At 32.2% G+C, this 22,511-nt stretch carries 16 protein-coding genes; 1 reads left to right on the plus strand and 15 read right to left on the minus strand.

What is annotated here, in order from left to right; all coding sequences use genetic code 11:
• Positions 1 to 15 precede the first annotated feature (15 nt).
• Complete coding sequence (locus H4V97_RS00035) at positions 16 to 1,227, plus strand: hypothetical protein (protein ID WP_209548563.1); 1,212 nt, start codon at positions 16 to 18, stop codon at positions 1,225 to 1,227.
• Between the two features lie 60 nt (positions 1,228 to 1,287).
• On the opposite strand, the gene H4V97_RS00040 is transcribed toward H4V97_RS00035, so the two are convergent.
• The 15 genes from H4V97_RS00040 to H4V97_RS00110 all read right to left on the minus strand — a co-directional run bounded on the left by H4V97_RS00040 (position 1,288) and on the right by H4V97_RS00110 (position 22,511).
• Positions 1,288 to 4,491 (minus strand): type I restriction endonuclease subunit R, encoded by a 3,204-nt coding sequence (locus H4V97_RS00040; protein WP_209548564.1) that lies wholly within the window; start codon positions 4,489 to 4,491, stop codon positions 1,288 to 1,290.
• Positions 4,492 to 4,505: 14 nt separating this feature from the next.
• On the minus strand, positions 4,506 to 5,927 hold the full coding sequence (locus H4V97_RS00045; protein WP_209548565.1) for a 5-methylcytosine restriction system specificity protein McrC: 1,422 nt from the start codon (positions 5,925 to 5,927) through the stop codon (positions 4,506 to 4,508).
• On the minus strand, positions 5,927 to 8,059 hold the full coding sequence (locus H4V97_RS00050; protein WP_245345169.1) for an McrB family protein: 2,133 nt from the start codon (positions 8,057 to 8,059) through the stop codon (positions 5,927 to 5,929). Before H4V97_RS00050 ends, H4V97_RS00045 begins: the two co-directional genes overlap by 1 nt.
• Before the next feature lie 200 nt (positions 8,060 to 8,259).
• Positions 8,260 to 9,165 carry a hypothetical protein gene (locus H4V97_RS00055; RefSeq protein ID WP_209548566.1) on the minus strand — a complete coding sequence of 302 codons (906 nt, stop codon included), beginning with the start codon at positions 9,163 to 9,165 and terminating at the stop codon, positions 8,260 to 8,262.
• A gap of 7 nt (positions 9,166 to 9,172) precedes the next feature.
• Positions 9,173 to 10,435 (minus strand): restriction endonuclease subunit S, encoded by a 1,263-nt coding sequence (locus H4V97_RS00060; RefSeq protein ID WP_209548567.1) that lies wholly within the window; start codon positions 10,433 to 10,435, stop codon positions 9,173 to 9,175.
• Positions 10,432 to 12,012, minus strand: coding sequence for a type I restriction-modification system subunit M (locus tag H4V97_RS00065; protein WP_209548568.1), 1,581 nt, complete (start codon positions 12,010 to 12,012; stop codon positions 10,432 to 10,434). Before H4V97_RS00065 ends, H4V97_RS00060 begins: the two co-directional genes overlap by 4 nt.
• Before the next feature lie 243 nt (positions 12,013 to 12,255).
• Positions 12,256 to 12,564, minus strand: a complete 309-nt coding sequence (locus tag H4V97_RS00070) for a DUF6804 family protein (protein WP_209548569.1) — start codon at positions 12,562 to 12,564, stop codon at positions 12,256 to 12,258.
• A gap of 68 nt (positions 12,565 to 12,632) precedes the next feature.
• A complete protein-coding gene (locus H4V97_RS00075) occupies positions 12,633 to 13,457 on the minus strand; it encodes an endonuclease/exonuclease/phosphatase family protein (protein ID WP_209548570.1) in 825 nt (274 codons plus the stop codon).
• Positions 13,438 to 13,956: a TIGR02281 family clan AA aspartic protease gene (locus H4V97_RS00080; protein ID WP_209548571.1), complete on the minus strand. Its 519-nt coding sequence runs from the start codon at positions 13,954 to 13,956 to the stop codon at positions 13,438 to 13,440. Before H4V97_RS00080 ends, H4V97_RS00075 begins: the two co-directional genes overlap by 20 nt.
• Before the next feature lies 1 nt (position 13,957).
• Positions 13,958 to 14,569: an OmpA family protein gene (locus H4V97_RS00085; RefSeq protein ID WP_209548572.1), complete on the minus strand. Its 612-nt coding sequence runs from the start codon at positions 14,567 to 14,569 to the stop codon at positions 13,958 to 13,960.
• Positions 14,570 to 14,576: 7 nt separating this feature from the next.
• A complete protein-coding gene (locus tag H4V97_RS00090) occupies positions 14,577 to 15,872 on the minus strand; it encodes a hypothetical protein (RefSeq protein ID WP_209548573.1) in 1,296 nt (431 codons plus the stop codon).
• 14 nt (positions 15,873 to 15,886) lie between these two features.
• On the minus strand, positions 15,887 to 16,387 hold the full coding sequence (locus H4V97_RS00095) for a hypothetical protein (RefSeq protein ID WP_209548574.1): 501 nt from the start codon (positions 16,385 to 16,387) through the stop codon (positions 15,887 to 15,889).
• 2 nt (positions 16,388 to 16,389) lie between these two features.
• Positions 16,390 to 17,589: a hypothetical protein gene (locus tag H4V97_RS00100; RefSeq protein ID WP_209548575.1), complete on the minus strand. Its 1,200-nt coding sequence runs from the start codon at positions 17,587 to 17,589 to the stop codon at positions 16,390 to 16,392.
• Positions 17,590 to 17,688: 99 nt separating this feature from the next.
• Positions 17,689 to 21,066: a cell division protein FtsA gene (locus H4V97_RS00105; protein ID WP_209548576.1), complete on the minus strand. Its 3,378-nt coding sequence runs from the start codon at positions 21,064 to 21,066 to the stop codon at positions 17,689 to 17,691.
• Positions 21,067 to 21,071: 5 nt separating this feature from the next.
• Positions 21,072 to 22,511, minus strand: a complete 1,440-nt coding sequence (locus tag H4V97_RS00110) for a hypothetical protein (RefSeq protein ID WP_209548577.1) — start codon at positions 22,509 to 22,511, stop codon at positions 21,072 to 21,074.

The raw sequence follows: 22,511 nt of genomic DNA on the forward strand, positions 1-22,511 counted from the left end.
TAACAATTCAAATCTATGGCATCTATCAAAATTGGAGCAATTTTTTCTCTAAAAAACCACCCTTACACTATTGGAAATACTGACGTTAAAATATCTGCACTTGCTCAGATGACACCACCATTATTAGTCGTTACAGAAATTTTAAATAATGTTAAAGAATTTGACACAGAAACTGGTGATAGAAAAAATAAACAAATAAAATGTATTTTTTATTCTCACAAAACTCATAAATTTGAAAATTATTGGTTTAATCCAGAACAATTAACACCAATTACAGAAAAAAATATTAATTCAACACTTTCTACTGATCATGACAATTTAGCTGAAATAGAAACTCGTGATGAAGATGTATTGACAAGTATAGGTATTGAATACAAAAAAACTACATCTTTAGTTGATCTAAAAAAGGAGTTTTTAAACCGTCAAGTAATTTTAAAATCATGTGATTTCGAACTTGGAAAGCAAAAATCAACTTTTGAAAAAAATGGATATAAAACTTCTCAAAAAATTAATGCTCATTTAGATTTTGTACCTCCAGTACTCACGGTAATCGATGTAAAACAAAATGATGAGAAAATAACTCATAATCCGAAGACCGGTAACCAAAAGAAGGTAAGTTCTTTCTTTTTATTAAAATGTAAATGGTACAACCCATCATTAGGTGGTTTTTCAGAAGATTTTTTACCTATTGAAGCAGTAGATCTAATTCCTGAAATACAATCTATAAGTGCTATGAGCAATCTAATAGCAAGTAACAAATTGCTTCGATTTAGTCTTGAAAATCCCATAGAACTTGAAAGTGGAATAGTCCTAAATCACACCTATCTTCAACTGATTGATCTAGAATTTAATCATTATAAATATAAATTGAAGTGCTTTGATTTTTTTACTAGTATTTATACTTTTATCGATTTATCAGAAGTTGATGTAGATGAAAACAAAATTAGTCTTGAAGATATTATTTCAGAAAAAATACCCGAGTACAATAAAATCAAACAAAATTTTTCGTCTGTTAAAGAGTATGTATTTACAGCAAATGAATATTACAAAATAACTTACAGTGATGCGTTAGGTAAAGTTACTAAAAGAGTGATTTTAGTTAAGGAATTCATTAAAGATAAAATTGTTATTGCAGACTGCTTACTAAGAAATGGAGAAGAAAGACATTTCAAAATTGATAAAAGTATTTTAAAAATAGAAGCATTAAAATCAGAGTTTTTTAAATAACAGCATTCGATTTACAAACAAAAAAAGGATTGATTTCATAAAATTAATCCTTTTTTTGTTTTAACGTGCTTTATACACACTATTCCCGGCACCATAATAGTTAGAATAAATATGTTGATATATCGTAACGGTTTTGAGGCTTACTTCTTCGTCGGTGTAAACTTCTTGAGGAAGCCATAGCAATTGATTGTAAATTTCACTTTTAACTTGTGCAGTCACTTCTCTTTTTTCTCTCCAATGATCGATCTTTAACTTTTCGGCTTTTAGTTTTTCTAAGGTTTCTGATGCTACTTTTTTAACTTGTTTAAGATCTTTACCTTCTAATTCTTTACCTTCTCTAAGTAAATCAAAAATAGCTAAAATTTCCTGGTCTTTCAAATTTTCTCTAATGGCTCGTTCTTCCTCAAAAGACAAATCGGTAACGTAATTACTTAATTTATCAAAGGTAGCAATCGTATCTTCCAAGGACTTCCCTTTGTTGTACTCTTCCACAATGTCTTTATACCTTTCATAAAAATCCAGTCGTAGCGGATTTTCTTTGAGCATTTGCTGTAGTTTTTGATCTATGGCTTGTTGTAAATCATACACTAAAGTGTTTTTATTAGGAGCTTTTGCAAAAGCAGCTTTCAGTTTTTCAAAATCCAACTTACTTAAATCGACGTATATTTCCTCTTCTATCTCATTTGTTCCGTCTTTTTCTAAATGCACGCTTGCGTTAACAATACTTTGCAGTTGCATCATAATTTCTGTTACATCTGCCGATTTTACGTTTTGATTAAGCAGATTGTAAATAGCATCTATAGCATTAAATTCTCTGATGTATGATTTGGCCTGTTCTTCAGGAAATAAGGCTTTGTACTTTCTAAAAACACTGCGCGCCATCATTTCAAAACTCGTGCGGGTGGTTTCATTTAAACAAATACAATCTCCTGCATTCTTCAGTAAACTAATTTTTTCCATGGGTTTCACATTAAAAAGTGTAGAGAGTTTGAAATCTAATGTTTTCAAATAATCCTTAACCTCTTTAATGGCTTGCTGTAACTGTTTTTCTAAATCAGCAATTTCTTCAACGGCTTTACCAGTTCCTTTTCCTTGAGTCCCTTTTCCGCCTTGTCCATATACAGAGTAGGCTTGTTCTAATTTTTTATACACGTTTCCGTAATCTACAATCAGCCCGTTTTCCTTTTCATCATCATACACACGGTTAGCTCTAGCAATAGTTTGCATGAGCGTATGTCCTTTGATAGGTTTATCTAGATAAACAGTAGAAACACATTGTGCATCAAAACCTGTAATCCACATGGCGCAAACTATAGCTAAACGGAATGGATTTTCAGCATCTTTAAATTCTTTTTCAAGATTTCGTTCCACCATTTTACGGCGGTGCTGCTCAATGTCTAAATTCATTTTACGGAATTTATCCACCTCATTCTGCTCACTACTCACCACCACACATACTTCGGTTTCAGCAACCTTGTTATATTTTCTTTGTAATTCCTGGGCTTCTTGTTGGTCTTGCGCATTAGCAATTCGTCCTTCTAATTCTTTTAAATACAAAGGCCAATACTTGATGATCAATTGATGCATGCGTACTGCTGTAGGTTTATCCAATGCAACATACATGGCTTTACCTTGATAGCCTCTTTCATTAAAATGCCAAACAAGATCTTTAGCAATATCATCCAGCCTGGTTTCGGCAGTTAGAATGGGGTAATTCTTTTGAAATAAATAGGCTAACTTTTTCTTTTTATCCTCGTCAATATTTTCATCTTCGAGAACCTCAGCCATTTTATCATCTAGTTCAGGATTGTCTATTCCTAGTTTTTTTCCTCTATTGACATAAAGTAATGGTAAAGTTGCGTCATCGTCAATGGCGCGTTTAAAGTCGTAGATAGAAACATATTCCCCAAATATATTTTTGGTCAATTCTTCTTCGTCTTTTATAATTGGGGTTCCTGTAAAACCAAGATAAGAAGCATTGGGCAAACCAAAGAAACGCATGTTCCTTGCATAGGTTCCGCCTTGTGTACGGTGCGCTTCATCTGAAATTACAATGATATTTTTACGATCTGTAATCAGTGGGTATTCTGATTCTTTTTCGGGATCAATCGAGAATTTATGAATAAGGGTAAATACATAACGGTGGTTTTCTGAGAGTAACTCCCTTAGATGGTCCCGTCCCGTCATTCCTTTTTTATTACCTGAAACGATGTTTTTGTCGTTGACGATTCCGGCACCAGAGAAGGTGTCATACAGTTGATTTTCTAATTCGGTTCTGTCTACTGCAATCAAAAAAGTATAAGCACCGCCAAATTTACGATGTACTTTTTCACATAAAAAAACCATCGAATACGATTTTCCACTTCCTTGCGTATGCCAATACACTCCTAGTTTCCCTTGAAGATCATCGATATTACTAACGTTTTCTAAAACTTTGTTTACTCCAATATACTGGTGATTTTTAGCCATTAATTTGACTACCTCGCCGCTATTTTCATCAAATAAAAGAAAGTTTTCAAATAAGTCCATTAAACGGTGTGGTGCGCAGGTACCACGTAACATGGTATCTAAGCTTACCACACCTTCTTGCTCTTCTTCGATACGTTTCCAATCCAAAAAGAATTTATACGGACTCGTTACCGTTCCTACTTTGCTATCTAATCCATTACTTAAAATAATAAAAGCATTAGTGTGAAACACTTGTGTAATGGTATCTTTATAATCATTAATATTGTCGTTATACGCATTGCGTAAATCACTATGGTGTGCTTTGAGTTCAAAGAAAACTAACGGAATACCATTTACAAAACCAATTACATCCGGGCGACGACTGTACAACTCGCCTACTATTTCTAATTGGCGTACTGCTAAGAAATCATTATTGGCGTAATTATTATAATCAAATATTTTGAGCTTCTTTTTGATCAGCTCGCCTTTATCATTGGTATAACTTACTGGAATGCCGTTTTTGAGTAGGTCGTATTTCTCTTTATTAATGCTACCTAATTTTTTATCTGCTACTTTTTGAGCTAGAATTTCATACGCTTGCTCATATGCTGAAAGCGGAATACCAACATTGAGTGTGGCCAAAGCCGCAATAACGTAACGCTTTAAAATCACTTCTGATTTGTTTTCACGGCCCAAAAGTCCTTGTTCGCCAAAACTTTCTTTGGTCCAAGCCGTAACCACTTTCCATCCCAACTCTTCCAATACATCTTGAGTGGCTTGTTCTATAAGGGCGTCTTCTGAATATTCGTAGCTCATATCTATTCTTTTACTTACTTACCATAACTAATTTCAAACTTAGCAATCAGGTATTCAATTCTGGATAAAAATTCATTCTCACTTCTTGCAATATCCTGCATTGTCATTCCTTTTTGAATAAAAACACCATCGACCACAAAGGAATGTACATTGTTGTCATTCCCAAAAAGACTTTTTGAATGTGCTTTTTCTGTATTTATATTCTGAGAAAAAGGAAACAATAATCCCCCAAACAAAACATTAGGTTGGTAATATTGAATGTACGAGTGAATCTGGTAAAAATCAGAACGATCCACATCCTTTTTAATACTTCTCATTTTTTTAAATTTAGCATCAAAAACAATCACTTCATTCGTTTCCTTATGTCTCATCACTAAATCGGGAAACATTTTACGACCGTAAAACATACTCTTATACACCAGTAGTTCTTCTTGACCATTTACATACCAATCGGTAAAATGCCTGCTTAACAATTTTTCAAGATAGACTTCAAACAGTTGAGAAATATCAAACAAATAGCCTGTAGTAGCTAAACTGTCTTTTTGATTTAAAGTTTCTAAACTCTGGTCTTTTAAAATAATTTCGGCATAGGTCAATACATTTTTGAAAGGACCAAACATAGGATTCTGAAGTACACTGTGCTTTTTAGCTTTATCAATTGTTGTATGTTGTGCATATATACCAGAATAACTTTGTTTTAACAACTGATAGACACCATGAATTTTTCTATGAATCTCTTTACCGAAACTTTGTTCTAATTTTTTGCAAGCAAGATACAACACATCAACAATTTCTTGAACATATACTTGTTCTCTAAACGATGTAGTTAATTTTCCTTGAAACGGAAAATCATGTTTTAAATAGGCATTAACATCAATTTTCCCTCTTACTTTATGGCTGCGCTGCGTTTGGGTTTGGTACACTTTGGGCAAACCCATTACCGATGCTTTTTCTAGCGCTTGGATAAACAAATAAGCTATAATATTCTGAAACTCGTTCGTCTTGTTTGATTTGGATGCTTTGGCTTCTTGATTATCAATGTACACATCATTGATAAAGTTTAGCATTCTATTCAAAAAAGTTTCACCGTAAGCTGTGCTAATATTAAACTGACAACCTTTGTGATATAAAACACCTGCAAACAATCCTGTTTGAATGATATATTTTCGTCCTTCGGTTGGATGCTCTTTGGCATACAATTTCATAATAAGTTGTGGGTCTTCCTCTAGTTTATTGCGATTGTTTTTAAAGCCAAAGATTTGTACTTGCTCTAAGGATTTATTTTCAGTCGTAAATTCATAAGTTGAAGCAAATAAATTGTTCTTTATTTGTTCAACATCTCTGTTTGTGCGCACACCAAATTGCTCCCTTAACCCAATTTCGGTTAAAGCAGCTTCTTCATAAAAATTATGATTGGTTTGTACAGTTATACGCATTAAACTTTTCCTTTAAAAGGTTTTGTAAATTCCTCTAAAGCATTTTGTAACTTGTCGTCTAATTCACTTTCGGCAAACATGGCTCTAAGGTATTCCTTTAGCGTAGGACTTAAATGCAATTGAAATAAGCTTTCTAGATTCTTAATCGAAATTTCTTTTCTGCTGGCCATAGCAGTCATTTTCATAAAGAAAGAATGTCCAAATTCATACGATTTCCCTAAGCCAAGTTGTATGTTGATATAGTCGTTTAATTTTTGACAAGCTTTTACATAGGTATCAATATTGGTAAAATCTTCACCATTTTTAAACTTAGTCTCTTCTATAACCTCGTAATCACAGTCTTTTCTGATCCATTTGAATCTTCGGCGTAAAGCCAAATCAAAGGCATCAATACTTTTATCCACATCATTCATCATTCCTATGAAAAATACATTATTAGGCACGCCAAAATAAGCATTACCCTCTTGAAAATGATACGCTAATTCTTCTCTAGAAGGATCTTCTTTTACCATTTCTTCGATTAAAGTGGAATACTGCGTTTTGATTAAATTTTCATCATTTTTATTTTGAACATCATGACGGTAGTCTTTTTCCAAGCACAATAAGGTTTCTCCAAATACAGAGGAAAGGTTGGCTCTGTTGATCTCATCAACTACAAAGTAAAACTTCTTGCTTGGATTTGCTTTGGCTTTTTTGCAAAAGCGCTTAAAAATACCATCAACCAATTCAAACTTAATGTTTCCGTCTGGCGTTACGCCTTTCGGCTTAATACCTTCAATAAAATCTTCGTAGGTAAAAGAAGGGTGAAACTGTACAAACTCATACCTACTTCTATCACCTTGACAAATAAAATCTAAACTTTGTTTTACAGCATAGGTTTTACCCGTACCTGGAGGACCATACAAAATTACGTTTGGTGTATTTTCATCTGCAATACTCTGAGTGTTAGCATACCTCCATAAAAACCAAGATAGTAAAACCGATTCTACTACATTGTCCTTATCTAGTGCTAATATTTCGTTGGCTACTAGACGTATCTCATGGTTTTTACCTAGGTTCGTCGCTTCGGCACTTTCTACAAATTCGGCATGTAAAATATCAATAATGCTATTCGAATAGATAAACAAAAAATCGCCTTTTTTGTCCAATACTGCCATTTTACGCAATATCTGCTTCGCAGCGTAATTGCTGTTTTCTACCGCATCAACTTTTTCTCTACTGTCATGAGTTTTGACAATTTTTTCTAAAATGGGTATTACATTCTCCGTGAAAAAAGATAAAGATTTATCCTTTTCATATTTATTAAACCCTTTATCAGTAGCTTTCAATTCTCTACGAATAGTATAAGTTAACTCATCACTATTCAATTTTATTTCGAAATTATTTGAATTCCCAGGTTTAGAAGATCCAAAAACACTCTTGGTATCTCTTTCTAAAAAATTACACATATAACTCCCTGGCATAATAGCAGTATCTGCATCTTTACGATTGGTATATTCGTCTAGATTTAGCGAGCCATCTTCAATTTTGCTGCGATATTGTTGCCATTCCGTTGCCAGTTTAATGGCTTCGTCATTAATTTCAGTTTTATCTTTGTCTGTGAATTTATCTTTAAATTTAATCCACATGTTTTTGATTTCCGACTGTCTTTCGGGACTCAATTTTATATTATCCATAAGTGTTTCCATTCTTTTGTTACAAATAGCATTTTGAAGTTTGTTTACAATGCCCAAGTCTTTTGAATTTTCATTAGGTTTTAGGGCATACAAAGTAGCAGGTTGTTTCGATTCTCCCCAAGTACTATCAATAAAATCTAATCCTAATTTATCTAATTCTTTTCTTGAAATGCAATTTTTTAATTTTCTATTTTGAGCTATACTTGGCGTCTTAATTAAATGTTCCCATTTAGCGCCTGAAGAAACAACACCACATAAATAGGGTGCTTTATTCGAATTTTGACCCTGAGCCAGTAAAATAATATCACCTATTTGAATACCATTTTTAAATAATTCCCCAAATTTATGATCATCATTGTAACCTATAAAAGCATAACCTAGCTCTTGAATCGCATTTTTCCACTCTGATTCATTTTCTCCATTTTTCACATTAGGAGATAACATCCAATATTTCATAATTACTTAGTAGTTTGTATCGTTTCCAACTCTTCCCCAACTTGTCCCGTAATTGTATCCACATCAATCATCCCACTCATTAACCTTGGTAACAAAATATCTCGGGCTTCTTTGAGTAATTCAAGGTTTAGACAGCTAGAAATTGGCGATTCCTAGAAATAATAGCATTAGTCACCTATTATTTTTTTTAATGGATAGGCCTATTTTTCCAATTTTTCCAATGTCAATTTCAATACCTCTTCATCTATATCTTTCTCTAATTGTAATAGAGGTGATTCGTCTAAAGCATTAAAGTTTTGAAAAATATCGACATACAGCGTTCTGAATTTTTTTGGATTTTCAACTTTATACGTTTTGATATAATCAGTTACTTGCGCCCCTGCAATAATTGGATTGACATAATAGTAAAAGTCATCGTCATGCATTGCTTGCTCAAGATCATTATAATTTTCAGCTATGACCTCAGCAAAATCATAGGTAAATAAGTTTCTAAAACTTTCAGACTTGCTCTTTAGCACGGTTTTTTCAAAAGCCCATGCATAGGCCTTACAATAAATGTCAGCATATACGCCACCTGCTTTCTCTTTTGCATATACTTGTGAATACAGAAATGACTTGCCTTTTGACCGCTCCTTGTTAAATACATCAATATAGGTCTCCGACTTTTCGATACCTCTTTCCGAGAGAACTCCTTCGTCAATTAAATTAATATAATAGTTTACCTGCATGGGGTCTGTAATTCCTAATGATTTACAATGTATGATAAGTTCATTTTGAGCCCATAAGGGGTCGATTTCTTTTATATCCTGATATGTATTGTATATAATAGAGTCTTCTTCTTCACAAGAAAATGCGTATTCATGAGCCCACTTTGCTGAATGTCCTTTGTCAAGCTGTTTCAAAAAGATAGGCATGTAATATTCAAAACAAAAATTTAATGCTCGTTCTGCAGGTGTACCCGCCTCATCCTCATTTCCAATGTAATCATTAAATGCCTGATTGTATTGCTCTATAAAATAATTTGCAAATTCAGCATCTCCTTTTACTTTTGAATAAGCATTCATTAATTCTTCCACGGTATGCTTTGTATATATTGGTGTTTCCATATTTTTTTTAGGTAGTTTGTAACGTTTCTATTTGTAATTCCTCCACATCAATCATCCCACTCATCAACCTTGGTAACAATATATCTCGGGCTTCTTTGAGAAGGCGATTTTGGTTATTTAAAGAATATTTTAAATTGAATAATGGAGTCATTACACCATTAAACCTAATTACTAATTCTTCATTACAAAACATATCTTTATAACCTCTTATAAAAGATAAACTATAAAACTTTTGAGCAACTCCAGCAGCTTGATTGTCTAATTTATTCTTGGTGTTCGGATTTGATAAATAACAATATAAGAAGTAATCAAAGCCTTTTTTCTTCTTAAAAATCACAACATTTTTACAGCTATATTCGAAATCTTCTGTAACAACACCAATACTACCAAGTGTTCCAATATTTGAGAATAATAAATCACCTTTTGAAAGTCCACTCCTTTTTTTAATTTTTTCATGGTCAATTTCACTAATCAAATAAGCTGTTTCAAAATTTATAAATCCATCATTAATATGCTTACCCGTAATTAATTTAATTCCATTTTCAACTTGTTTTGGAGAATCATGAGTTCCGTCTGTTATTCTATCACATAAATATTCTAATGTCTTTTCACTCCACCCCTCAGGCAATCCCATAACTTCATCAAATTTGGCTGTTTCATACCCTGGGAAACGCATTTTTACAAACCATTCCTCATAAGTGAGTTGGGCTTTTTCTTCTAATAATTTGATGCGTTTGAGGTTGTTTTGGATTAAATCATCATAAGACGATAAAATAGCCGCTATTTTGCGTTGGATTTTGAGTGAAGGAGCATTACAAGGAAGGCTTTTAATCATTCCTAAACTAAGAAAACTTTGTGCAACACCACTTTTAATATTATCTATTGATTTTTGAAAAAAATCGCTCTTTATCCAATAGTAAAGATAATTTGGTAATATAATTTCTTGGTTTGGACGCAAAATCGAAACACTACTTGATAATCCAAAATCATCATTTTTTTTCACAACATACGGTGCACCCATTGAACCAATGATACTTAATACCACATCATTGTAATTTGGCTTTGTTAATGCTTTAGAATTTGAATTAAAATATTTTATAAAGTCGATCTCTGAGATATAATCTACTTTATCTAATTTTAACCCATTTACGTCAAAATTTTTTGAAGTTAGATACATCACTCCTGTTTCTTGTCTTTTAATAGATGCATGTGCACCATCTCCAACTAAAGCAATATCTTCGATTTTATATTCTTTCCATCCCTCTCTCATAACCCTACATTTTGAATTTGTTGCATCAAGGCATTCGCTTCTTCGTTCAAAGTGGCTAGTTCGCTGTGAATTTCGGTCATGCGGCCATGGTAATCAAAATCCATGTCTAGCGTCACCACTACGCCTACATAACGACCAGGAGTTAGACTATAATCTTGGGCAGCCACTTCTTCAATATCTACAATCTTGCAAAGCCCTTCTACATCTTCGTATTTTCCTGTTGGGAATTTGTCTTTAAACCAAGCGTTGTCTTTACCAACTACAGGTTTTTCACCTCGAAAAAGTTGCATGATGGCAGTCAATCCTTCTAGTTGTTCTTCGCTAAAATCATTGATCGTCGTGCTTACTTTTCTAAAAGTGTTGCGAGCATCAATCATTAGGATTTTGTTTTTACTTTCGGGCTTTTTGCCTTTGTTGTAAAACCAAACGTGGCAAGGCAAGGAACGGGTGTAAAAAAAGTTGTTTCCTACTGAGACAATACATTCTACCGCTCCAGTTTCTATCAGTTCTTTACGAATTCGTTTTTCGGCATTGCCCGCATCAGTAGCTGATGAAGCCATTACAAAACCCGCACGCCCAGTAGCATTTAGATACGAATAGAAATACTGCATCCAAAGGTAGTTTCCGTTGCCAATAGATCCCGCACCCGTAAGAGGCGCGCCAAAAGGGAGGCGTTCGTCTTCGGCCAAGAACTTGTTTTTGGCATCGACCTTATCCACATTAAATGGCGGATTTGCCATGACAAAATCACATTTTTCGGTTAGATTGTGTGGGTTGGTATAAAAACTATTGCCTTCAATGATCTTGCCTTCAATTCCGTGGATGGCTAAGTTCATTTTGGCTAGTTTGGTATTGTTGCTCTTTAGCTCGGTACCATAAACCGTGATTGCTTCGTTGACGCTTTTATTTTCGTGATCGTGAATAAAATGCGCCGTTTGCACAAACATTCCACCAGATCCACAAGCGGGATCGTGAATGATTCCGTGATTGGGCTGGATAAAATTAACAATCAAGTTGACCAATGATGGCGGCGTAAAAAACTCACCACCTTCTTGCGCACCCGCACCTTGCATAGAGAATTTCATCAAGAAAAACTCATAGATGCGTCCAAAGACATCGCCTTTGGCGTGACGCACGGCATCTTTATTAAAAACACGAACTAAATCACGCAATAATTTATCGTCAAATTCTTGGTAGCTTTTTGGGAGAATACCCGCTAGATCGGGATATTCGGCCTCAATCAATTTCATGGCATTGTTGATGGCTTCGGCTATATCTTCACTTTCGGGCAAAGCGGCTAAGTGATCGTATTTGGCTTTTTCGGGTAGCATGATGGCGCCTGCTCCGGCATAATCATCTTTGGTCGCTTCGCGTTGTGTGCCCGTACGTGGGTTTATGGGTAATGATTTTGCTATGCTAATTTTGGCATCTTCGTATCTGTTTTGCGCAAAACTTAACAGTACTAATCCAAGTAAAGGGTCTTTGTATTCGGCTGCAGTAAGTTTAGAGTTTCCCCTTAGTTCGTCTGCGGCATCCCAGAGTTCTTTTTCTAAATTCTTGATTTGGTCTTGGGTCATGATATGTTGTAAAAGCTTGTATTTATTCGGATTCTTTGTTGAATGGCTAAAGTAACTAATTATTTAAGAAAGACAATTGAGGGAAACCGTAAAGCTGTGAGTGCTTAATGATAAATTCCATATCTTTTAACTCGGTTTGATTGTGTTTGTGTAAATAAACGATATTTTGTAAGATTTTACTATACCCACTTTTAGTGATATTGAAAAGTACTTTACATAAGACAGGCAATATTTTTATAAACTCTAAGATTTACGATTCAATTTTATTTTAGTGCCTTTGATGACAGAAATCAATAATCCTATACCAGTAATTGCATCTACTATATTCCAAATTGTTCTGCCCAAGGCGATCTTCATAAAGGGTTGAAATAATATCGCCAAAGCAATATATAGAAACATCTCATTTTTCCTGTTTTGTTCCTTGGCCTTATATCCCAAATAGGCAAAACTGACCATTGCTGTAAAACGAACAAATTGGTAGTAACCGTAAGGCATTTCGAGAAGGCAGAGTAGGAGCAGTATTGCCAGTATTATTTTCGTTGATTTTTCCATAATGATTTAAATGAAAATTACTTTATGCCTGTTATTAAACTCTGTTTTATATTAGATCAAAGAGAATCTTAGTTTAAAGAAAACTCAAACCAGATAGGGATATGGTCTGAAATCATTCTCGCCTCTTTTAAGGAACCGAAATTCTTGTAAAAAGAAATGATTCCTTTATCTATTGTATTGATTTTGGCGCTGTTGTAAAACATATTATCATATTCGGAAGCCAGGTATTTACCCTTTTTGACTACTTGTTTTAACGAAGTTTTCTGGTTGACAAGAATTGATTGGTAGCCCATTTTTCTTAACGGGATGAATACCGTATGTGATTGTGGGCAATTGAAATCGCCCGCAAATATCAAATTCAGGCTAGGATATTCCCCTGGTAAAAATTTAAAATATTTTATTTCACTTTCAGGTTGTTTGCTTTTTGTAATTGCATGGAAATTAACTACTGTAAATTTATTTTTTTTATATTCGAAGGTGCAATAAAAGGGTTCTCGATCTATTTCTAAATGATATTTTTTTTCTAACCAGGCTCTCCCAATTTTCTTTAGATTGGCTGTCTTCCAAATAAAAGCATAACGTTCCCTCTTATAGGCACTACTAGATGTAGGATCACTTATTACATAATCCCATTTACTTCCTTTACGATTCAATTCATCGGCCAGTTTGGCTACGGCTTGGGCCCCACCATGCCCAGCTACGACTTCCTGTATGGCTATAATGTCGTAGTTTTTTAAAGTATTTGCAATGAAATTTATTTCAACTTCAGATTTTGATTTTCCAAAGTTTTGAATATTCCATGACACTAGTTTAACTTGTGAAAATAGGGTAGTAGTGCAAAGTAAAAATAACAGGAATGTTTTTCTATTGATTTTATTCAAAAGTGATTTCATTTTTTTTATAATCAATTGACACTCTACCGAATTGGGCCAGTGCTGATTGTCCTAATAACAAAGGAGCTTCATTATTATGAACGATAGAAGCTTTTACATTCTTTAAAGTTCTATTTCCTAATTTTACAGTCCGAAGATTTATTATTGTTCCTTCAGCTATACTACCATCAGCAATTTGATATTGCTGCGACCCCAGGATATCCTCTTTTAAAAGTTTTCCTTGTCTGTATAGGAACATTGCTTCTACATCTGAAATGGTAATATCTGATGCGCCAGTATCAAAAATAAAATTCATTTTTGTTTCGTTAATAAACACTGGTATTTTATAGATACCCTGTTCTTCCGACATTACAATCATCGTTTTGCCATGTCCAAGAGAAGAGGATGTTTGAGAGCGATGTTCTCTTGAATTATTTCTTCCAGACCGAGAACAACCATTACAGTCAACAAAAAACATAGACAAGATTATTGCCAAAACACTAAGTATAATTTTTCTCATATTAATTTTCTATTTTTCCTATTTTTGGAATAATTTGAATCAAAAATTGTTGGTTTTTATATTCATTCTTAATTCCTTCAAACCTACCAACACCTTTAGTACCACTGCCGGCAATTTGTAGTTCACAAAAAGTGGGGTCAAAATAAATACTACTCTGATTCCATAGTTTCAACAGTGATAAAGCTCTTTGATAACTTAATTCATCATTGTATTTATAATTATCATTTGACGACATTCCTTCAATGATTATCATATATTTTATATCATTATTTTGGTACTTGGTTTGTAATCTTTTGATTAAACTTTCTATGTTCCTTCCTACCTCTAATAAGTACTCTTTGTATTCAGGTTTAATAGTACTTTTTGCAGGGTCAAATTGAATTTGTTTCTTTAAAGAGAAACGTTTATACTCATCCTGATAATAAAAATAACGTTTATCCAATTCTTTTACAGAGTTCTGAATTTCAACAATCCTTTTTAATTGTTCTACTGTTGCTTTTTGTTGTCTTTTCATCATGGCAATAGTAAGGACAAATAAAACAAGCATAATAAAAAATAGACTGGTCATTAAATCGGCATAACTTGCCCAGAAAAAATTTGTTTTTTTTGACATAAATATTTTAAAATAATTGATATATTGACCAAAAACAGTAACCTACGCCAATAATTGCACCAGATCCAAAAAAAGCATATGATAGATATATTATAGTGTCAGGTAGTTTAAAATCAACTTGTTTTTGGTTTTTTAATACTTGTGTTAATTCTGTGATACCCTTACCTAAGTTATCTAATTTTTCGTTTTGAGTTGAAGTTGCTTTCTCAATACTAGACATCGTTTTTTCTAACTTACCTAATTTTTTAAGTTCATTTAGATTTCCTCTATCGTTTCCTAATAAATTCTCTAAAAAGCTTTCTTCTTTTATAGTAATATTTCTAATTGATTCCATTTGAGCGTCAATATGTTCTTTCAGTTTTTCTAAACTTTTTGTAATAGAATTATCGACATCAATGACTGCATCTGAAACAAATTGTTTTCTATTAGACACTTCTTGTAATTCGGATTGTAAGATGCTTATTATTTCTTTATTTGCAGTAATATTTGTGCCAATAGCTTCAGCAACTAATTCTATAGATTGAGTTCTTTCCAGTTGATTGCCTATTTGAAAATTCAATTTCTGAGCATTGTCCACAAATGAATTTACTTGATGTAAATAGGTGTTAAATTTTTCAAATTCTTTTGTGCTAGTGCGTAATTCCTTTAAAACGTCAACATTAATTTTTGCTAATTGTGCGACATCAACTTCCTTTAATTCATGCATTAAATTAACCTGGCTATCAAATGACTCTAGGATTTTTCCTAGCACACCATTAAAACTTACGACATTAGTAGAAAAAGTATCATTGAACTTTAGCAAATTGGCCTGAAGAGAATAGATACTTGAGGAAGTATTTTGCGACAAAACGGGCAAAAGATGAGTTTGTAACCAAGTAAAAAAATCGTTTTTAAGATTTTCTGCTTTTGTTTTTGCTCCTTTATATCTCCAGCCAGAAAGTACTACAGTTAGTAGCAGCCCTGTAAAACTTGCTATCATAGCTATTTTTACTCCTCCAATCAGTATGTCAATTGCTTTTTCAAAATTCTCATCGCTAATACTTGGCATTGCAAAAAGTCCTACGACTATTCCTAACATAGTCCCCATTAACCCTAGATATAATGGAATTGGTAACATTGTATTAATTTCTTCATCAACAGCATCCGTATTTCTTTCTACAACGTCTTTTATTAAATTAAAGTCACTAACCGCTCCTTTATTTCTAAGTAAATAGGTGTTTACTGAATTCAAAACTTTATCGAAAACATCATTCGATTCCCCTTTTGATTTTATTAATGTAACTTCAATATATTTTGCTTCCATGTTTTTTGTTCGTTTTATGAGATGTATTTTTTGTCCTTAAGTCTATACCATCCCATATCTTCATACTGATACATTTGTGATTTTGGTATTTTCTCCTCTAAATTACCCTTACTCATCCAAATAGTTTCCTCTTCTATATCATCGATATCAATTGATTCAGGAAATAAGTCGGAATCAAATTCATCATCAGTATTTAATTCGTCATCAGTCTTTTTATTTTTTATATTTTCAAGAATATTGAGAAGTTTTGGATTTTTATCTACGACTATTTCCTCTTGGATCTCTATTTCTAAAGATGGTGATGCACTACTAAAACGATTAATATTGTTTAGTATTTCTTCGACTGTTATCGTTTTTATTTGATCTTCACGAATAAATACTTTTACAGTTTCAAAACTATCTATATCAGGAACAATAGTTTTAAAAAGGGCTATTTTTTTTGAGGTTGTAATTGCCACCGTAAACTGTACAATCACAATTATTATTATTAGTGCGCCTATTATATAATCATGCATGTCTATTCGTATTTAATTTTAGCTTTTGTTTTTACTATCCATTGGTTACTCCTTTTCTCAACAATACCGGAAGTGATAACTAAACTGTTAGCACTCTGGTTTAATGCATTTAATTCTTCACAAACAGGTTTTATATATTTGTTAGGGTAATCTAGAATTAATTTTTTCTTTTCCTTTATAATTTCAAAACTCGCTAAATTAGGGTTGTTGTTATAAATTGTAAATTTAAATACCGCATCACCTAAACTAACATCATCTTCTGTATCAAAATATCCACTTTCATGCGGTGCATGTTTATAAAATATTTTATCGTCTTGTTGTACTATTGGAGTTTTAGGAACTTCGGTTATAGCAATGACGGGATTTGGAGCGTCATTTTTTGATTGTATTTCTAAACCTTTTATTTTATCTTCTAAATCCCTTATTTTACTTTTTAGAATATTCAAAGAATCTTCTGATACTATGTTTTGCTTATTCGAAGAAATAGGTGAATATGGTGTAGTATTAAATACTCTTTTTCCTTCATTATCTTTTAGCATAGATTCCAACTGTTTCTTAGTTGCAAAATTTCTTTGTTTTAGATAAATAAAATGAGCTGCGATTAATATAAAAAGAATAAAACTAAACCCATAGTCTGTCATAAAATTTCTAATGCTATGGTTTGCTGTTTTAGTTTCAGTATTAATATTTTCGGTATATGCTGAAGCGGTTTCTTGCTCTACTTGTGATGGAGGGTCAGAATTATGAAGTTGACCTGAAGGATCTGAAGTTTGACTATCATTATTTGAAACAGCGTAATTTTCTGATGTAATTGAAGTTATTTTATCATTAATCTTTTGGATAATGTTTTTAATCTCAACACCTTCTCTTTTTTTAGCAAATGCTTTAATTTTTTCATATTTAGACGAATTAAAAACATCATTAGTTAAAAAAATCACTGAGAATTCTTTATTGTTATTTGAGGTTTTAAGTTTTTGAAATTCTTTATAAAGATCCAGTGTTTTAGTGTCTGCCTTTGGAATATCGTTTTCTTGTATCGTTGTTTTTTCGCAGTCTACTGCACTATTTCCTAAAGCTTCGTTTATACACACGCATGTCATGTTATCTACAACTTTTTTAAATTGTTCTTGACTTAATTGTACCTGTGCATTAGCTAAAAAAGTAGTCAGTAAAATGACTATCATCATTACTATTTTTTTCATGTTTTATTAGAAATTACGAATTGTTTCTGTTAAATAAATTATCATCATTATCATTATTCTCAAATAATTTTATTTTATGACAATGGATATATTAATAGTTTAAAGATTTTGATGTATTTTATAAGCTAAATTATTAAGACCTCCTATGAGAGGGTAAAAAAACAATGTTTCCATAAGCTCCTCGTCTTGATTTCCTTTTAACTCCGCTTTTTTAGAATCGATTCCTTTCTTAACATTGTCAACAACGTCCTCTTTTAGGTAATTCTTATAGTTTTCAAAGTGAGAAGGGTTTATACCAAGTTCATCACTAAATTTGAACTTACTATTAATGCTAAAGAACCAATCTATAAAGCTGATATATTCATCAGCGACATTTTTATAAAAGATGTCGTTTAAGTCGGGGTATTTTATTTTATTTTCATTGTTAAATGCAAGATTATTGCTTCCTATATAGATGGTTTCAATATCTTTAATGTTTAAATCTCTATCTTCAGGATTTTGAAATAAAGCACCAATACAACTAATTTCTTTCGGGTTATTAACTTTTTTTAAATCAATCTTTGTTTTATTCTCGTTAACCAGCACATCGTCAAAAATAGTTTGAGACAGCTTTTGTAATGCAGCATCACTACCTATTAAGTTTAGAATTTTAGAACCTGTCCCGCTAAAAGTTATATATCTTGGCGAAACAATATCCTTATCTTTCATTAATTTGGCAATATGATATAAAATTGCAGCGTAAAATAGTGTAACTACAACCTTCAAATCAATGTCTTTATTCAAATCTTTTGAAAATGAAATAGGTGCAGCTTTACTTACTACTTGATCATTTCCTTCTAAAGAAAGTAAGAATGAAATTATTTCTTCTGATTTTCTATTTTGATTTAAGACATCCAAAACACTTTTCAATCCATACAATCCATTACTATCTAACAGACTCGAATATTTTTCTGTATATTTTTGTACAAAACCATTCATGTTTGAATTTCTGTCTCCAAAAGCATCTCCAAAAAGAGCATTTCCAGCAAAACGAAATGAAGTTGCCAAAAATGGCTTATTTCCTTTATAGATTACAACATCTGTCGTACCACCACCTATATCTATTGAAACAACAGAATTACTCCCAGCGGAAACCCCCATTTCGTTTCTGAAATAGTAAAATGGCGTTATAGATTCAGCAACCTTAATAGGCGCTTTTACCTTATTGATATGTTTTTCAAATAATTCAGTCCAGATAACTTGCAATTGATTTATCTTGAAAGAAGACATACTAGTTGGATACATCCAAATAAGCTCCGTTTTTTCTAAACTGCCTTTTTCTAAAAGAACTTTATTTTTTATTAATAGTATAATCTTTTCCAGAAACGTTTCAATGCGTTTCTCGTTGTGATCTGTCGATTCCCATTTTAAATTAGATACAATTTTAGTATTACTCGGAGCTACTTTTTTCCCGTAGTAAAAGGGAATATTTGTATCTGCCAACGAGTGGACGGCTTTATTATAATCTAATTCTTCATTATTGCTTATAACAGTTCTGGTTGGAAAGAAATTAATTATTTTAGGTATTTGCTCAAGTTCAATATGCTCTTCAAGCAGTCCTAAGTTTGAGTTTCTGAATAATTTTTCAGTATGCTCATTCATTAAAAATAAAGGTTCAATTTGACTATCACTAGGAGAGATTTCAAATTTCATAGCGTTGCCATTATCTTTTTTATATTCGATATGAGTATTAGTTGTGCCGAAATCAATAGCAAAGGTAAACTGTGAAACACCAGAGGGTTCTTTTAAGAGTGGAATTAGAATTCCTTTTGCCCATTGGTGTCGTATTTCTATAAACTCAAAATTTTCAAGAACTGTATGGTAATTACTATCTAGTTGAGCTCCTTTTTTGCGGTCACTTCGCTTTGATGGTAAAAGGTTATTTTTAACTTCTCCTCCTTGATTGTAAAAAGAGAGATTGTATTCGCTATGACTATAAAGGTTATGATTATCAATGTTCATAACTCCTACACGGTAAGACGGTGTACCTTGCGTGGATTTTAAAAATGGATAGATTGTAATGTTGAACCTGTTTTCAATGATTGCACCTACATTTCTAATAGTATCTGGTTCTGCCAATTGATGTTCCTGAACAGCCCGTTTGTAAATTCTAGAATAAGTGATGTATTTATTGTCTCGGACGGGTACTCTGAGTGTAACACTCACACTAGCATTAATACCTTCTTTAATTTCAACCGTCTTTTTGCCATCAGGCATAACCCCCATTAGATCTTTTATGTTGAAATAATCAAAATATATTTTTTTTATTGGGAGCAAATATCCTTTATTTGACCCTTCTATAAGATTACCTGTGAAGTATTTTTCATGGTCAATAGAATAGGGAGTAGTAATGATATAGTCTTCAAAAAAATCTCCAATAGTTAAATAAGGATATATTGAATCATCGAAAGGAAGCTTTCTTTCTTTTAATGGTTTATCGTCAAAAAAATCTGCTCTATTTTTTTTATCCCAAAGGGCAGTAGTATAAATAATTTTTTCAGAAAAATCATCAATTGGCAGTACTAAGGGTTTTATTACATCTTTACATTTATGAGAATCAATAACAAAACCACTATTATCCTGAATATTAGATGGGCGCTCCGTCTTTTTACGAAGTGGAAAGTCTAATATTTCTACAATACTTCCATCTGTGCCAGTAGTTAGTTTTTCAAATTCAGAATTGAAGTTTTCTAAAGTGTAGTTGTTTAAAATGTTTCTTTGTTCATGAGTCAGCATTTTATAATTCATTTCTAAATAATCATCTACAGCTTTAAAAAGCGGATTAAATCTAGGCATGAATTTTCGGATACCGAAAATAAATTTCACGTAATTAAAATCTCTTTTATATAATGGTTGGTACTGATCATCAAAAACAATATCAGTTCCAAATCTAATATCTATGTTTAATTTATTAGCGGAAGTAAAAAACAAACTTGCAGGTGAAGTACCTCCAATAATATTCAGTTCATTGTTACCTAATTTATAATTTAAGAGATAAAGTCTTTCAATTTTATCAAAATTGTAAGCTTTAGCGTCTTGCTCTAAATACAGTTTTAGTGTTTCACCTAATAATCGATGTTTTTTACTCGAAGATTTTAATAGTTTATTTAAATCATTGGTTTTATCCCAAATTATTATATTTATTTTTTCTTTTAATTTATCGATATTGAAAAATATTTCACCTACATCAAAACAATCGGATACCATTTTATGAAAAATAGTTTTGCCGTCAACTTCATTTGAATTTACCAAGTTTTCAAATGCAGTTTTAACTAGGTCTATTCTTGCAAAGGGACTAGGTATGGAGGTGATTTCTTTATTTGCAGATGATCCGCTAGGATCTTGGATAGCTTCTATGGCATTTTTACCATAGGCTGTTGATGTTTGCCAATCTTCAATATTATTGCTACCATCATGGAATCTAAATACTTTTGCCATTATACTTAAAAGTTAAATTTTTCTGTTACTAAAGCTTCTGTTGTAGTGTAAAATAAGTCCATGAACTGTTGTTCCTTGGATCCAGTATTAGTTGTTGTCTTATCTTGTTTAGAAAGCATATAATTATAACGATTATAGTTTTTTCCACCAGATTCTAACCATCCAATATTTGGTCTAATACCTTTTACCATTTCAAATAAATTGGTGTCATTAACATCCAAGTTTAATGGGGAGAAACTTCTTTGATTATAATTCATTTCATTCAACCATTCTAAATAGTATTGATTGAATTTTTTTAAATAATTACTATAAAAAGGTTGTGTTAAAAGTGTAGTTGTATTTAAATTTTTTGCCCAAGTTTGGTCTGAACTACCTTGAATTTGATCCCTTAAATAAACTAAAAATTGAGTATATTGGGTTAATGGTTTTTTTAGAAGTATTTGAGTTAGATCCCCTAGATTTTCATAAATAATAGATTGTGAATTAGATTTAATTCCAAATTCTTTATAAATTGGATTTTCTGCCTTTCCTTCATAATTACTTAATTCAGTTGATTCAGTTTTAGCGAAATCAATTATTGAAAGTGCCGCAACAATTTCAAGGAAATGGGCATCATTTTTTTGATTTACAGAACCCTCGACATTGGGATAGTCTTTTGTTAAATCATCACCTAAATAATATAAAGCATTTACTGAATTATTGCCACTAATATTTTCTTCATAATAGGACAAAGCGGCTTTTGTTTTTGAGATAAAAGTAGATTTATCAATTTTACTATCTTCATCAGGAGCCACCCCAAAATAAGGAAGCATTGTGATAGCTCCTATAGGAGCATCTTGAAGATATTTCCATGTGGGCAAATCATGATCAGCTCCCCTTATATTTTTCACTAATAACGGAAAGCCAGCAGCACCAGTACCGCCAAAAATCGAACTTATGATAAAAATCCTATCATCTTGATTGAAAGACGATGCAAACTTTAGAAAATCTTCTGATTGTTTGAACTGGTTTAGTACTACGCTTCCAATATTTGGGTTTCCCTTGAAACCAACCTCCATGTCAGAGTTTAGGTTTTCTTCTGAAAACAATAAATTTATTAAAGCTTTATTATTGTCATCTAAACCACTGTATTCAATATAATCTTTAAATCGATCGTTTTTAATATCGCTTAATGTAAGTCTAAAGTTTTGGGTAATATTAGAAATTTTAGTTTTGTAAAATTGATTTTTATCTACATCAGAAAAGCTCAACTTATTGTGAATGTTTTGATAGTTTTTTAAAATATCTATTGTACGTGTAACGTCACCATTAGCTTCATCCGGATCAATAATAATAGGTACTACTTCATATTGATTAATATCTACACCAGTCGCCAAAAGCATTGCCAGTGATTTTATCACTCTTGAACCAGTCCCGCCAATTCCAAATACATATAATTTTGCCAT

Origin of the sequence: Flavobacterium sp. CG_23.5 (assembly GCF_017875765.1) — a bacterium.
GTDB lineage: Bacteria > Bacteroidota > Bacteroidia > Flavobacteriales > Flavobacteriaceae > Flavobacterium.